This is a genomic window from Streptomyces sp. UH6 (assembly GCF_013421635.1).
Lineage (GTDB): Bacteria > Actinomycetota > Actinomycetes > Streptomycetales > Streptomycetaceae > Streptomyces > Streptomyces abyssomicinicus.
On sequence record NZ_JACADT010000055.1, the window covers coordinates 1 to 13,937 of the forward strand.

Annotated in this window: 13 protein-coding genes, 1 tRNA gene and 1 pseudogene; 5 read left to right on the forward strand and 10 right to left on the reverse strand. The window is 69.4% G+C overall.

Annotated elements, in window-relative coordinates; translation table 11 throughout:
* Positions 1-61 precede the first annotated feature (61 nt).
* Positions 62-1,132 carry a Yip1 family protein gene (locus HW445_RS06135; protein ID WP_180220003.1) on the forward strand — a complete coding sequence of 357 codons (1,071 nt, stop codon included), beginning with the start codon at positions 62-64 and terminating at the stop codon, positions 1,130-1,132.
* A gap of 111 nt (positions 1,133-1,243) precedes the next feature.
* Here HW445_RS06135 and HW445_RS06140 read toward each other — a convergent pair whose 3' ends face one another.
* The 3 genes from HW445_RS06140 to HW445_RS06150 form a co-directional block, all read right to left on the reverse strand.
* Positions 1,244-1,750 carry a phosphoribosyltransferase gene (locus tag HW445_RS06140; RefSeq protein WP_180220004.1) on the reverse strand — a complete coding sequence of 169 codons (507 nt, stop codon included), beginning with the start codon at positions 1,748-1,750 and terminating at the stop codon, positions 1,244-1,246.
* Between the two features lie 18 nt (positions 1,751-1,768).
* Positions 1,769-2,344 carry a dCTP deaminase gene (dcd, locus tag HW445_RS06145; RefSeq protein ID WP_151773493.1) on the reverse strand — a complete coding sequence of 192 codons (576 nt, stop codon included), beginning with the start codon at positions 2,342-2,344 and terminating at the stop codon, positions 1,769-1,771.
* A 102-nt stretch (positions 2,345-2,446) separates the two neighbouring features.
* Entirely contained in the window at positions 2,447-2,614 is a 168-nt protein-coding gene (locus HW445_RS06150; protein WP_180220005.1) for a hypothetical protein, read from the reverse strand.
* Positions 2,615-2,930: 316 nt separating this feature from the next.
* Between HW445_RS06150 and HW445_RS06155 the strand changes: the two genes are divergently transcribed.
* Both HW445_RS06155 and HW445_RS06160 read left to right on the forward strand, forming a co-directional pair.
* A tRNA-Gly gene (locus HW445_RS06155) sits at positions 2,931-3,004 on the forward strand.
* A 272-nt stretch (positions 3,005-3,276) separates the two neighbouring features.
* Complete coding sequence (locus tag HW445_RS06160; RefSeq protein ID WP_180220006.1) at positions 3,277-3,621, forward strand: hypothetical protein; 345 nt, start codon at positions 3,277-3,279, stop codon at positions 3,619-3,621.
* Between the two features lie 261 nt (positions 3,622-3,882).
* On the opposite strand, the gene HW445_RS06165 is transcribed toward HW445_RS06160, so the two are convergent.
* From HW445_RS06165 to HW445_RS06180, 4 genes are all read right to left on the reverse strand, one after another.
* Complete coding sequence (locus HW445_RS06165; protein WP_180220007.1) at positions 3,883-4,233, reverse strand: helix-turn-helix domain-containing protein; 351 nt, start codon at positions 4,231-4,233, stop codon at positions 3,883-3,885.
* Positions 4,234-4,242: 9 nt separating this feature from the next.
* The gene (locus HW445_RS06170; RefSeq protein WP_180220008.1) at positions 4,243-4,605 is read right to left on the reverse strand and encodes a type II toxin-antitoxin system RelE/ParE family toxin; all 363 of its coding nucleotides are present in this window, start codon (positions 4,603-4,605) and stop codon (positions 4,243-4,245) included.
* Positions 4,606-5,094: 489 nt separating this feature from the next.
* The gene (locus tag HW445_RS06175) at positions 5,095-5,643 is read right to left on the reverse strand and encodes a PIN domain-containing protein (protein ID WP_180220009.1); all 549 of its coding nucleotides are present in this window, start codon (positions 5,641-5,643) and stop codon (positions 5,095-5,097) included.
* A gap of 40 nt (positions 5,644-5,683) precedes the next feature.
* Complete coding sequence (locus HW445_RS06180; RefSeq protein WP_180220010.1) at positions 5,684-6,133, reverse strand: helix-turn-helix domain-containing protein; 450 nt, start codon at positions 6,131-6,133, stop codon at positions 5,684-5,686.
* A 1,373-nt stretch (positions 6,134-7,506) separates the two neighbouring features.
* Between HW445_RS06180 and HW445_RS06185 the strand changes: the two genes are divergently transcribed.
* Positions 7,507-8,973 (forward strand): endo-1,4-beta-xylanase, encoded by a 1,467-nt coding sequence (locus tag HW445_RS06185; protein ID WP_180220011.1) that lies wholly within the window; start codon positions 7,507-7,509, stop codon positions 8,971-8,973.
* 74 nt (positions 8,974-9,047) lie between these two features.
* On the opposite strand, the pseudogene HW445_RS06190 reads toward HW445_RS06185, so the two are convergent.
* A pseudogene (locus tag HW445_RS06190) lies at positions 9,048-9,421 on the reverse strand (DNA-binding protein).
* A gap of 230 nt (positions 9,422-9,651) precedes the next feature.
* Complete coding sequence (locus HW445_RS06195) at positions 9,652-12,204, reverse strand: hypothetical protein (RefSeq protein ID WP_180220012.1); 2,553 nt, start codon at positions 12,202-12,204, stop codon at positions 9,652-9,654.
* Positions 12,205-12,606: 402 nt separating this feature from the next.
* Here HW445_RS06195 and HW445_RS06200 point away from each other — a divergent pair, with 402 nt between their 5' ends.
* Positions 12,607-13,305 carry an SUKH-4 family immunity protein gene (locus HW445_RS06200; RefSeq protein ID WP_180220013.1) on the forward strand — a complete coding sequence of 233 codons (699 nt, stop codon included), beginning with the start codon at positions 12,607-12,609 and terminating at the stop codon, positions 13,303-13,305.
* Positions 13,306-13,345: 40 nt separating this feature from the next.
* Here the strand turns inward: HW445_RS06200 and HW445_RS06205 are convergent.
* Positions 13,346-13,937 (reverse strand): zinc ribbon domain-containing protein (locus tag HW445_RS06205; RefSeq protein ID WP_180220014.1); only part of this gene is annotated, 592 nt, incomplete at its 5' end.

Here is a 13,937-nt window from a genome sequence, read left to right on the forward strand (position 1 = left end):
GGCCCCGGCATCCCTGGACCGCCCCTGGACCGCCCCTGGCCTCAGGGTTCCCCCTTACGGGATGTCACATCTCGGCAGCAAAGCCGTCCCCATCCCCCACGTCCGCACACGTCCGCCCGCCGGAGCAGGTACGTTCGAAGGCGTGGCTGGATTCAGGATCGGACGCGGCGGGCGGGACCGTGCCCCGCAGGGACAGCAGACGCACGGACAGCGGCAGCCGTACGGACAGCAGCAGCAGTCGTACGGACAGCAGCCGTACGGGCAGCCGGGGCACCCCGGGCAGCCCTCGTACGGGTACCCGCCGCAGAACGCCCCGAGGCCGCCCTACGGCGGTGGCGGCGGCTACGGCGCGCCCGGCGGCGACGGCCCCGAGTACTTCGACGACGGGCCGCACCACCCTCAGCACCCTCAGCACCCGGGTCCGGCGTACGGCGGCGGCCGCCCCCAGCAGGGGCACGGCCGGCCGCACCAGGGGCACGACCCCTACGCGGCGAACAACCCGGGGCACACCCAGGCGTTCTCCGTGGACCCGAACGCGGACCCCTACGCCGCCCAGTACGGCGACGCCGACGCCCCCTCGGGCCCGATCGGCCCGCCGTTGCACTGGAAGGACCTGCTGAAGGGCATCGTCCTCTCGCCGAACCAGACGTTCCTGCGGATGCGTGACTACCGCATGTGGGGCCCGGCGCTCACCGTCGCGTTCGTCTACGGCCTGCTCGCCGTCTTCGGCTTCGACGGCGCCCGCGAGGACGCCATAGAGGCCACCCTCAACACGGCGATCCCGATCGTGCTGGCGACCGGCGTGGCGATGACGCTGAGCTCCTTCATCCTCGGCGTGGTCACCCACACCGTGGCCCGCCAGCTCGGCGGCAACGGCGCCTGGCAGCCGACGGTCGGCCTCTCCATGCTGATCATGTGTCTGTCGGACGCGCCGCGTCTGGTGGTGGCCATCTTCATGGGCGGCGACGCCGCGGTGGTCCAGGTGCTCGGCTGGCTGACCTGGCTGGCCGGCGGTGCGCTGCTCACCCTGATGGTGACCCGCTCGCACGAGATCGCCTGGCCCAAGGCGCTGGGAGCCTCCGCGATCCAGCTGATCGCCCTGCTCTCGATCGTCAAGCTCGGCACCTTCTGACACCGGCACCCGACACCGACACCGGCACCGGCAGCGCCCTCCGGCCGCACGTGAAAGAGGCCCCCGACCGCGTCCGTACGCGGTCGGGGGCCTCTGCGGTGTCCGGGGGGATCAGGCGTCCAGCACCTGTCCGGGGCGGCTGACCACCGGCTTCTCCACACTCCACGGGAAGTTGATCCAGTCGTCCGTGCGCTTCCACACGTACTCGCACTTCACCAGCGAGTGCGACTTCTCGTAGATCACCGCGCTGCGCACCTCGGCGACCGTGTCCAGACAGAAGTCGCGGACCAGCTTGAGCGTCTTGCCGGTGTCGGCGACGTCGTCGGTGATCAGCACCCGCTTGTCGGAGAAGTCGATCAGGTTGGGCACCGGCGCCAGCATGACCGGCATGTCCAGGGTGGTTCCGACACCGGTGTAGAACTCCACGTTGACCAGGTGGAGGTTCTTGCAGTCCAGGGCGTAGGCCAGACCGCCCGCGACGAAGACGCCGCCGCGCGCGATGGACAGCACCATGTCCGGCCGGTAGCCGTCGTCGGCGATCGTCTGCGCCAGCTCGCGCACCGCGACGCCGAACCGCTCGTAGGTGAGGTTCTCCCGCACGTCCGTCACATCAGCCATGGTGTTCTCCTGCCTGTCTCAGACGTCGGTGCGGTGGAAGTTCAGGAACGACCGCGACGGCGTCGGCCCGCGCTGCCCCTGGTAGCGCGACCCGTAGCGCTCGCTGCCGTACGGGAACTCGGCGGGCGAGCTCAGCCGGAACATGCAGAGCTGACCGATCTTCATGCCGGGCCACAGCTTGATCGGCAGGGTGGCGAGGTTCGACAGCTCCAGCGTGACGTGGCCGGAGAAACCGGGGTCGATGAAGCCCGCGGTCGAGTGGGTGACCAGGCCCAGCCGGCCCAGCGAGCTCTTGCCCTCCAGCCGGGAGGCGATGTCGTCCGGCAGGCTCACCACCTCGTAGGTGGAGGCCAGCACGAACTCGCCCGGGTGGAGGATGAACGGCTCGTCGCCCTCCGGCTCGACCAGCCGGGTGAGGTCCGGCTGCTCGACGGCGGGATCGATGTGGGGATACCGGTGGTTCTCGAAGACCCGGAAGAAGCGGTCCAGCCTGACGTCGATACTCGACGGCTGCACCATGGCGGGCTCGAAGGGGTCGATCTTCACCCGGCCCTTGTCGATCTCGGCACGGATGTCCTGGTCTGAGAGAAGCACCCTGCAAGAGTACGCGGGGGCCGCCCGGCCTCGCCGGACGGCCCCCGCGCCGACACCTGCCGCCTCCGCGGCCACGGCTTCTCCTGCCGGCTACTGATGCGCCTACTGCTTCTGCAGCACCCCTGCGGGCACCGGCACCACACTGCGCAGCCGCGCACAGCGGGGACACCGCATCAACCGGCCGGGGCCGAGACGCTCGGCCTTCTGCATCGGGAACGAGGCCGCGGTGAACACGTGCCCCTCGGCACAACGGACGACGGTGCGCTCCATCAAGTCGTTCAGATCCCTTCCCCAAGAGCCGCGCCGGAACGGAAGACCCGGCGAGGAACGCCACATTACGGGATCAAAGGGACGGCCCCGCACGCGGCACTCCGACCCGTTCCAGCCCCGCCCGGACCCCGCGCCGGCCCGCCCGAGCCCTCCGCGCGCGGCCCACCGTACGCCCCAACTCCGCTGCCCCGCATACCGGTACGCACACCTGTGAGCCACACCGCAGCCGCAACGCGACAGGGCCCCGCGGATCAGCACGCGGGGCCCTGGATGAGGTACAGTAGCGGCGCCGACACCGGTACGAACCGGCGTCCAGGCGGGTGTAGTTTAATGGTAGAACATCAGCTTCCCAAGCTGAGAGCGCGAGTTCGATTCTCGTCACCCGCTCCAGAGAGAAACCCCAGGTCAGCGGCCTGGGGTTTGCTTGTTGTCTAGACCATTTTCCGGCTCCGTGCCCTCCGCGTGCCCAAAGTCGAGGCCAGGCGCCTCACGGGCGTCCCTCCTGCACTGAAACTGCAGCGCTCAGACCCCCTACGCCTCTTGGAACGCGACTCTGCCACGGATGATCTGCGCCGCCGGGTCGGGGAGCCGCCAGCGAGGGAACGGTTCGCAACCAGGACGGTCTGAACACGCTGACCGGCAGGATCCCGGGAACGGACCTCATGCCCTACATCGGCGAAATGCTGCAAATGGCCGATGCCGATTCACCGGGACCGCCGCTTCGTCGGATCGCCGACGGTGAGGATACGCAAGTGAGTGCCACGGAATACGCGCAGCAAGCGGCCGAAGCCCGGGGCTTGGTACAACAACTCAGAGCTGAACAAAGGAGCAGCTACCTGACAGCCGTTCGACGCGGCTTTACGGACGGGGACGAGTGCACGTGGCAGCAGCTCCTCGACCTCAGCCCTGAGCCCTCGGTCCCTTCCTTGGAGGGATATCTGGAGGCGGCAACCACAGACACGTACCTAGCAGTCGATGAGACAGCTCTCGATCTGGAGGCGCGGTGACACGCCATCACCACGCGCTGCTGTCACCAGTCCCGCGTCGGCCCCATGAAGGAGTGATGTCTCCAAGCGACACGCACCTCGCACAACAGTCGAAGTGCTCACTGTGAGCGCACTTCATTCTCACGTCCGCCGCTTTGGGCCAGCCTGAACAGACCCGCGGCACAAGCGCTGGCAATCCGAGAGTCATCGAGTTCGGCAGCCCAGCAGTTCGTCACAGCCGACGGTGATTGTGGTACCTCCCAACACGCACGGAAGCCGCAGCTACGCTGCCGCGGCACCCTGCTCACCGCTGGCCGGCATGCGCAGGGTGTGGTCGCCGAAGTCTGCGACCAGGTCGAGCCTCCCGCCGAGCGCTTCGACGTAACGGGCGATGACGTCCAGGGTGGCACTCTCGCCGTGCTCGATCTGGGACACCCGCGCGACGCTGACCCCCATCCGGGTAGCGACGTCCCGCTGGGCAAGACCAGACTGTCGACGTGCCTCGGCCAGTTGATGACCGCGCGCCTCGGCCAGGAGGCGGCGGGAGCCGGCTTCCACGTCGGCAGGCTTCACACCGGCCTCGTACAGTTGCTGCTCCAGAACTTCCCAGTCCTGTGCGACCTTCTTGGGCATGGCCACTCCTCAGTCCTCGTCGTCGCCGGCGTACTCGCGGTAGAGCTGTTCCGCCAGGGGGATGTGGTCGCGATACCAGCGCTCCCAGTTTCCTGCCTTGTCTCCGCCGAGAAGCAGCAGCGCTGAGCGCCTCGGGTCGAAGGCGAAGATGATCCGGATTTCTGAACGTCCACCGGAACCGGGGCGCAGCTCCTTGAGGTGGTGCAGCTCGGAGCCCTTCAAACGGTCGACAAGCGGACGCCCCAAGGTCGGACCGGCCTCGCGCAGTGCGGCCACGGCTTGAGCGACCTGGGAAGCCGATCCCAGGTCCTCCTTGATCAGAACTCTGAACCACTCCGCGTACTCATCGGTGACCTTGATCGACCAGCTCAAGACAGCTCTCCTCGGCACCTGGAAACGAGATTAAGGAATTCCTTAAGCCGCGGCAAGCCTTCGAGCCCACGGGCTGAAGATCCCCGTGCGCAGTCGCAACCCGGCACCGAATGGTCCGCCTCCTGCACAACCCTGAGCAGGCCCTTCAGGTCACCCCACCTGTCTTCCGACCAGGCGCCGGGCGTCGTGCCCTCACCGTGCCCGTACGAGCGGAGAACCATGGCCTGTAGCGGTGTCTTCCGACACCTGCATCGCAGGCCACAGCTGGCGGAACCGCAGGTCACAGCCTCATGCCCACCCAAGCGTCGTCGCTTCCCAAGCTGAGAGCGCGAGTTCGATTCTCGTCACCCGCTCCATGATGAAGCCCCAGGTCAACAGCCTGGGGCTTACTGCTTGTCTAGACCGTCTCGGTGCCGCGTGCCGTTAGCGTGCCCAAAGGACGGTTGGCATCCCACCCGCCTTCCGCACCGGCGCGAGCCCGCGGTCGACTTACTCGCCGAAGCGGTCGACGAAGTGGGGGACACCCGCCTTGGCCAGGCGGGCGAGGACCTCGTGAAGAGCGACCGGCGGGTTGCGCTTCTCTGCCGCCAGCCGGATGACCGTCGCGCGCACCTCACGTGGCCACTCCTCGAGGAGCGCGCAGAGATAGTTGTCCGGGTCCACAATGCGCAGGCCATGCCCAGCCAACTCTTCGGCAGGGAAGTCGTCAAGGTTCCAGGTGATCAACGCGCCCGCACCCCCCGCGATCGCAGCCGCCGCATGGTGCCGGTCGTCCGGATCGCTTCCCGGCAGGACATCAACGAGATGCGCGTACTCGCGCTCGCCCACCTCGCAGTCGGCGAAGAACTCGCGAATCGCCCCCGTTACCGCCGCGGCCGAGGCGGCAGAACGCCGCTGCTCACGGACGATCACACGCTCCCACTCAGCCAGAAGCCGCTCGGACCACACGAGCTCGTGAACCACGTCCTCGGTGAGAGCCAGCATCAAGTCCATCACCGAGAACGGGAAGAGCACATTGGTGTCCACGAAGACCCGCATGGAACGACTTCCCCTCCGACCACCTGCCGACTGTCACCGCTCAATAGGGCAGATCGGCCTGCTCCACCGTGTCCGCGATGCGCCGGCGACCTTCCCGCCTTCGCTCCCTCCGAGCCTGGAACGCCAAGACATCAGCGAGACGCACCACCCGATGACTGCTGCCAGGCAGACGATCCGAGGGAATCTCTCCCGCGTCCAGGAGCCGGACCACGAACGGCCGGGAGAGCCCGAGCAGCTCGGCGGCCTCCGTCGGGGTCAGTTGCGTCTCCGACGCAAGAACCGTCACCGCATGCCCGTTAGCCAGCTCACCGGCCGAAGCGATCAGTATCCGCGCCAACTCCGAGGGAAGCACCAGCTCAGAGCCATCAGCCGTCCGCAGCACCGCCTCGACGTGGTCGGCGCCCAGACGACTGGCCTCCCTCAGTGCACCACGGTGGGCAGGATCGGGATCCACCTTCGTTGCCCCGGCGAGAACGCTGCTCCGCACCATGTCCGCCTCCTCCTGAGGAACCAGGCCCACCGTATCTGAAATAACCGTAACCTCAGATCGGGCGATACGCCAGCGATACAGCGTCGCCCCCGAGGGGATGTGGCTCGAATCAGGTGGGCTTGAGGGCGAGAGGCGTCCCAGGCGGTCGGCCATACGCAATCGCAACCGGGCACTCGCGGCCGCCCTCCAGGGCAACACGAATCCGCTGTTTCGGGCCACCCCGGCCGCTCGCCGACCGGTCACCGGGCGGTGTGCCCTCGGCGTGCCCGTACGGACGGAGAACCACGGTCCGCAGCGGTGTTTCCCGGCACTCGGGCCGCCGCCCATACCCGGCGAAACCACAGGTCACAGGCTCAGGGCTGTCCAAGCGCCGTTGCTTCCCAAGCTGAGAGCGCGAGTTCGATTCTCGTCACCCGCTCCACTTCGAAACCCCAGGTCATCGACCTGGGGTTTGTTTGTCGTCCAGACCATTTCCGGGGGCTCCATGCCCCTCCGCGCGCCCTAAGCCGCCTCGTTCGAGGTGCGAAACCAGGCCCTTGAACGCCCAACGGCCGAACAACACGCCGACGCTCCAGCGTCGCTCTCGAGGAGCCCGGCGGCGCCCCCGAGCTGCCCTGGAGGCAAGGCCGGAAGTGCCTGGTCGTGACTGCGCACGGCGGACCGCCCGGGGCGCCTCTCGACCTGCGGAACGGCGGCGAGGATGCGTCGAAATGTTTCGAAGAAGGCTCGGACATCTCGGTGTCGCGAGCCGCGTGTTCCCAGGTTCTGCGGCCGGATCTCACACCGGTGCGGCAGCTCCCCGCGGGGGAAAGAGTGGGCGCACGGCGGCCTTTCCCTTTCTCCACCTGGCCTGACCGACGCATGGGCCGGAGCTCCCGGAGCGCCAACCGGAGCAACAGCACGTCGAAAGTTTCGGTCTCCGGAGAGAAATGTTTTTCTGCCGAGTGTATTGACGGCCCCTTGCAGCACCGCAATCATCCACCACTGGAACGACTGGCCACAGACGGCCACAGGTACCCCTGCAGGCACCACAGACCCGCACCGCAGCACGCGCACGACCACCCCCACACATCACTTGGTCCGTGAGGTTCGCACCAGCACGTCCTGTCTCTTCGCAAGGAGTAGGGACAGGCACGCCGCGTCGTTCCCCCCGGCCGAGCCGCGACGGTGAGGTACGCCATGTTCGTGTCACAACACTGCCGGCGACCGCCGCAGGGCCCTGACGGGTCATGACCCCGCGTCACCCCCTTCCGGTCCGCACCGCCCGATCAGGGCTACCAGGGGCGTTCCCCCTGCGGGTCAGCCCTTCGGCCCTCAGCGTCAGTTCTTCCGTCCTGCCGTTCATCCGCGATACCCGCACTGGAGGCACAGTCATGGGCTCGTACGCCCTCCCCACATCCGACATCCGCCGAAGGATCCGCGGCCCGGTGCTGGCACTGGTCGTCGGCGCCGTCGGCCTGGCCACCGCACTGGTCGGACCGTCGAACGCGAGCGCCGCCGAGAGCACGCTCGGCGCCGCCGCGAAGCAGAACGGCCGCTACTTCGGCACCGCGATCGCCTCGGGCAAGCTGGGCGACTCGACGTACACATCGATCGCGAACCGTGAGTTCAACTCGGTGACGGCCGAGAACGAGATGAAGATCGACGCCACCGAGCCGCAGCGCGGTCAGTTCAACTTCACCTCCGCCGACCGCGTCTACAACTGGGCGGTGCAGAACGGCAAGGAGGTGCGCGGTCACACCCTGGCCTGGCACTCCCAGCAGCCGAGCTGGATGCAGAACCTCAGCGGCAGCACGCTGCGCCAGGCGATGATCGACCACATCAACGGCGTGATGGGCCACTACAAGGGCAAGATCACGCAGTGGGACGTCGTCAACGAGGCTTTCGAGGACGGTAGTTCCGGAGCGCGGCGCGACTCCAACCTCCAGCGCACGGGCAACGACTGGATCGAGGTGGCCTTCCGCACCGCGCGGGCCGCCGACCCGGCCGCCAAGCTCTGCTACAACGACTACAACGTCGAGAACTGGACCTGGGCCAAGACCCAGGCCATGTACAACATGGTCAAGGACTTCAAGCAGCGCGGCGTGCCGATCGACTGCGTCGGTTTCCAGTCGCACTTCAACAGCGGCAGCCCCTACAACAGCAACTTCCGCACCACGCTGCAGAACTTCGCGGCCCTCGGCGTCGACGTGGCCGTCACCGAACTGGACATCCAGGGCGCCTCGTCCACGACCTACGCCGCCGTGGTGAACGACTGCCTGGCCGTCCCGCGCTGCCTCGGCATCACCGTCTGGGGCGTGCGTGACAGCGACTCCTGGCGATCCGGGGACACCCCGCTGCTGTTCAACAACGACGGCAGCAAGAAGGCGGCCTACACCTCCGTCCTCAACGCCCTCAACAACGGCTCGTCCAACCCGAACCCGACCCCCACGCCGACCCCGACGCCCACCTCTCCCTCGGGCGCCGGTCAGATCAAGGGCGTGGGCTCGGGCCGTTGCCTGGACGTGCCCAACTCCAGCACCACCGACGGCACCCAGGTCCAGCTGTGGGACTGCGGCAACGGCACGAACCAGCAGTGGTCGTTCACCGCGGCCGGTGAACTCAGGGTCTACGGCAACAAGTGTCTGGACGCCGCCGGCACCGGCAACGGCGCCAAGGTCCAGATCTACAGCTGCTGGGGCGGCGACAACCAGAAGTGGCGCCTCAACTCCAACGGCTCCATCACCGGCGTCCAGTCCGGCCTGTGCCTCGACGCCGTCGGTGCCGGCACCGGCAACGGCACCCTGATCCAGCTCTACTCCTGCTCCGGCGGCAGCAACCAGAACTGGACCCGTAGCTGAGCGAAGCACGTCCCGCACAGGGTGCCCGACCCGGTGAGACCGGGTCGGGCACCCCGGGATGCCGGTGCGGCCGGTCAGCCACGGGGGTATCCGAGACGTCTGACGCCCCGGACAGCGCCTGCAGTGCTTTGGGCACCTGCACCGGAGGCCGCACTCGGCGAAGCCGCAGACCACAGGCCATGAGGCCCAGGCGCAGCCCCCGCTGCCCGCAGCAAGGCGGCAGCGGATTGCGCGACGGCTTGGGTCACGGGCTCGACGCCCAGGCGGGACAAGGTCCACTTGGTGCGGCGTCGCTGATCCACGGATGGATCACCTCGGCCAGAACGGCCGCCGAGGTGATGACGGACAGGTCAGCGTCGCGAGCCGCCGTCAGCCACTCGTGAATCTCCCGATCGCGCTGTACGGCCTTTGCCAGGCCCTCGCTGTCCAGAACCAGCGCACCGCTCACTCGGCCACGCCTGCGTTCGCGGCTCCTCCAGTCAGCCGGGCACGCTTGGCCGCCACGGCCTCGGGGTCGGCCGGACCGTGCACCTTGTCGAAGTCCGCGATCAGCCCGTCCAGATGGCATGGCGGTGGGGCAACCTGCTGCTGAAGGAACTGGGGGCACCTCGGACAGGGACGGCTGGACCGGACTCCGCGGTGACCGGGTCCCGGCCGTGGAGCCGGGACCCGACGAGGTCAGCTGACGTCGACGTAGTCGTCCGAGGCGGTGGCGGGGGCGGTGGTGGACGAACCGGCGTAGCTGTAGCGCCAGTAACCGTCCACCGAGGCCGTAGCCGTGGTCTTCAGGCTTCCGGTGCTGTCGGTGGTGACCGTCTTCACCGTCGTGTAGGTGGACGTCCCCTTCTTCCGGAACTGCAGCTCCACCTTCTGGCCGGCATGGCCGTGGTAGCCGCCGAGCGTCTCCCAGTCCGCGCGGGACAACGTGCCGGTGATGGTGAGGGTCTTGCCCTTGGCCACCGGCTCGGGGGCCGCGTTGACCGTCTGGGTCGCGTCGCGCACGACGGGGACCGACGTGACGGCGTGCAGGTCGACGTGGCCCGTACCGTCCGCGGACTCGGCCCAGGCGGCCAGGTTCCAGGTGCCGGCGAGGGAGTTGCGGCCGAGGACCGTGCGCGGCTGGATGTAGGCGAAGTGCGCCTCGCAGGTGGAGGTGGTCGCGCCGACCTTGGTGCAGGACGCCGGCCAGGTGCCGTAGAGAACGGCGTCGGGGTTGTCGTACGAACCCTTGTAGAGGTACATGTCCCCGCCCGCGACCCCGGACGGGTCGGTGGCGGTGAACCGCGCCGTGAACTCCTGCAGCGGCGCGTCGGTGAGCCAGACCCTCTCACCCCCGTTGACCACGACGTCCGAGATGCGGGTCGCCCCCACCGTCTCGTCGCCCCGCGTCGCCGGGCCCGCGAACGCCCGCGTGAGGGTGCGGCGGAGGCTGCCGCCCCGGTCGTCGGTCGCGGTGACGCGCAGCGAGACGAAGGAGGCCGTGCCGGGAACGTCGAGCGTCGCCGAGCCGTCCGGCTCGACGGCCAGGTCCGTCCAGGTGGCGCCGTCGTCCGTGGAGTGGGCGAGTCCGGTGATCCGGGTGTTCGCCTCCCCCGGGTCCGTGCCGCGGGTGGTCGCACTCAGCTGGAGCCGGACCGGACCGGCGGCCGCGCGGCCGTATCCGTCGAGGCCCGGAACGCTCACCCGCGTGTCGACCAGCGGGAGTTCGCGACCCTGGACGTAGGAGGAGCGGAACGTCCACTCGTTGGTCACGTCCGTGGACAGGCGCGAGTACGGGACGCGGCGATGGACGGTCTGTTCGAGGGTGTACGTCTGCTCCGACGACGGCACGGGGGCGGAGTTCAGCGTGTGGGACGCGTCGAGGCCGTCCGCCTGGGCGTAGGTGACGCCGTCGGAGGAGGTGAGCTTGTACGAGTACGTCGCACGGCGGTCGGATCCCGCGTGGCCGGCCGTGTCACCGAAGGCGCTCGGCTCGTACAGCCAGACCTTCCCGGAGTACCACTGCGAACCGCCCCACTCCCGGCGGAGCGGCTGGAGCGGGGCCGCGCCCAGGGTCTCGCCCGCCTGGGGCCCGGCCGTCGACGTGCGGTCAGGGAGGCTCAGGGTCTGGTCGCCGGTGCCGTAGGACAGCAGGCGGCTGTAGGTGACGCCCGGCGTGGCGTACTCGGTGACCGAGCCGCCGACCGGCACCGCGCCGCCGATGAAAACGCCCGTCCACTCGCCGAAGGACGGGACGCTCTGCAGCCAGGCCGTCGTCCGGGTGCCCGGGGCGGCCACCTTCGTGACGGACTTCGCCAGGGCGGAGGCACGGACCTTCACGATGGGCGAGTCGGGCACGGTGGTGTCGAAGCTGTGCGTGAGGTCGTAACGGTAGGGGCTCGGCACACTCGCCGATGCCCCCTTCTTGCCGAGCACCTCGTGCAGGCGCAGCGAAACGCCGCTCACCGAGAACGGGGTGACGTACACCTTGTCGGCTCCCGATCCGGCGAAGCCCGCCAGGTCACCGCCCGGGACGCTGATCCACACGGCGGACGAGTCCCGGGTGGCCGTGACGTCGTCGGTGCGGATCAGGGTCTCCTGGGCCGCGCGCTCGTCGAAGGTGACCGTCTGGGCGGCCGAAGTGACCGAGAAGGTACGGGTGAGCAGGTAGCTCGGCTTCTGCCAGTCGCTGTGCAGCGCCACCGAGAAGTAGTCACCCGGCGGCAGCTGCGCGGTCGACGAAGGGCCTGCCGCGTCACCGTCGACGGCGTACGCCTCCCAGGTCTCGCGGTCCCAGACGTAGAACGACTTGAACTGGACGTCGGCGTTCGTGATGGTCAGCTTGACCGAATAGGTCGCCGCGGTCGCCGCGGTCGCCGCGGCGGCGGTGGCTGTCGTGAGAGCGCTGCTGCTCGGTGCGGCTTCGGACCGCGCTGTCAGCGGGAGCGTCGCGACCGGGCGGTCGGCGGCCGACTCCCCCGTCGGCTGCACGGACACCGCGCCGTCCACCGAGGCGACGGAGTAGCGCGGTGCCGGGCCGGCACCCTCCGGATCCGCCGTCACCCGGACGTCACGCCCGTCGACGAGCTCGACGCGCCCACCATCGCCCAGCTCGGTGCTCCGCCCGGTGCGGTGTGCCGCGTCCTGCGCCGACGAAACCGTTCCCACCGTCGCCGGTGCGGCGTCCGACGCCGACGCGTCCGACGCCGACGTCGCGGGCGCGGGCGCGAGCAGCAGCGAGGCGGTCAGCACCGCTCCACACAACCCCGCGGCAGCGCGTCTTCGAACCCGCCCCGCACGAAGAACAGACATCAATGGCCCCCTCACTTCTCCCCTGGGAACCGCACCCGGCACATCGGCCACAGGTGACGGTCAGCTCACTCTAAGGGTCGACGTGGCGGCGCCGGCTCGATCGTCATGCACGCCAAGGAAGCGCCGGCCTCCGCAGCCTCTTGACGCGTCACCGGCGCCAGGAGGAAACCTCTGCCGCGAGGGGCGGACCGACGGCGAAGGCGTGTGGCATCCGCCTCACCGGCTGACGCCCGCGGGGAACCGAGACCCCTCCTGAGGCAACCGCGGGCCCGGGGACGGCGTCCTCCGGCGGGGAGTGATCAGTGGCACGGCGCGGTCGCCGGCCGAGGTGGGAGGTGGGCTGTGCTGTTCGACGTCACCCGGGGTGGGCTCGTCGAGGTGTTCGGCGAGGACCGGCTCGTGTGCGTGCCCGGGGACGCGTTTCCGGCGGAGGCGGTGCAGACGGAGGGGGCGCGGCTGTTGCAGACCGTCGGCGTGCCCACCGGGACCCTCTGGCTGCGCCGGCCGGACAAGGACACCGGACGGCTGGCCCTCGTCCGGGAGGTCGTCCACGTGGAGGAGCTGGAGGTGGCCGAGGAGGACGAGGAGGGCGACGAGGGCGACGAGGGCGACGAGGGCGAGGAGGGCGAGGAGGGCGAGGGCGTGCCGGACGGCGTGGGCGGGTGGCCCGTCATCGGCTGGCTGCTCAACGCCCACCTCGCCCTCGACCCGGCTTCCGGCGCGGTGTACGCCGTCGACGCCGACTGGCAGACCGTGCGGCGGCTCCACACGGACGTCTCCTCCCTCGTCCAGGTCACCGCCCGGTTCCAGCGGCTGCTCGACGAGTTCTCCCTCACCGGTGAGGGTGAGGGGGAAGGCTGCGGTCCAGGAGACGCTGCGGGGGACGACGGCAGCGCCGAGGAGGCCGCCTTCGAGCGTCTGGAGCGCGAGGTGGAGCGGGTCCGCCGGGAAACCGGCCGCACGGACCCGCTCCCGTTCCGTGACGAGGAGACCGTCTGGTCGGTGGTCGGCGACGAGATCGCCTCAGGACAGCGGTTCTAGGCCGCGGCGGCCGCGGCAGCCGCGGGAGGAGTCGTGGGAGTCAGCTGCGGGCGAAGAACTCCACCTCCGCCAGGGCCAGGTGACGGCCTTCGGTCAGGCCGACGGGTGAGCGCAGGGTCAGGCGGACCGTCTTCGCGTCGCTGACCCGGATGGGGAAGGTCTGCGGGCCCGGCTTGTCGCTGAGGGTGAGTTCCTTGCGGTGGCGTTCGCCGTCCTGCGTCGTCACCTCCAGGTCCAGTTGGAGCGCGCGGGCCTGACGGGGGTAGGACTCCGGGGACTTGGACGCGCCGTTGGTGACGATCAGATCGACGAAGCGGAACTTCTTGCGGAAGGTGTACGTCACCGAGGCGCCCGGTGACGGGGCGCCCCAGTAGCGGTTGCTCAGCCCGTCCGTGGTGTTCTTCGCGGGGTGCCGGGGTACCTCGGCGCTCGCCTCGACGGACACGGGGGTCACGGGCTTGGACTTGCCCAGCTTGTCCCGGGTGTCCTCGACCAGGGCGCGGCCGGCGGGCAGCAGCAGGAAACCGCCCGCGCACAGGGCCGCCAGCACGACCAGGACGACCAGGAAGCGCGTCGCCCGGCCCGAACCGGCCCGCACCCGGCGGCGGCCGAGCGGCCACATGGTCCGCCAC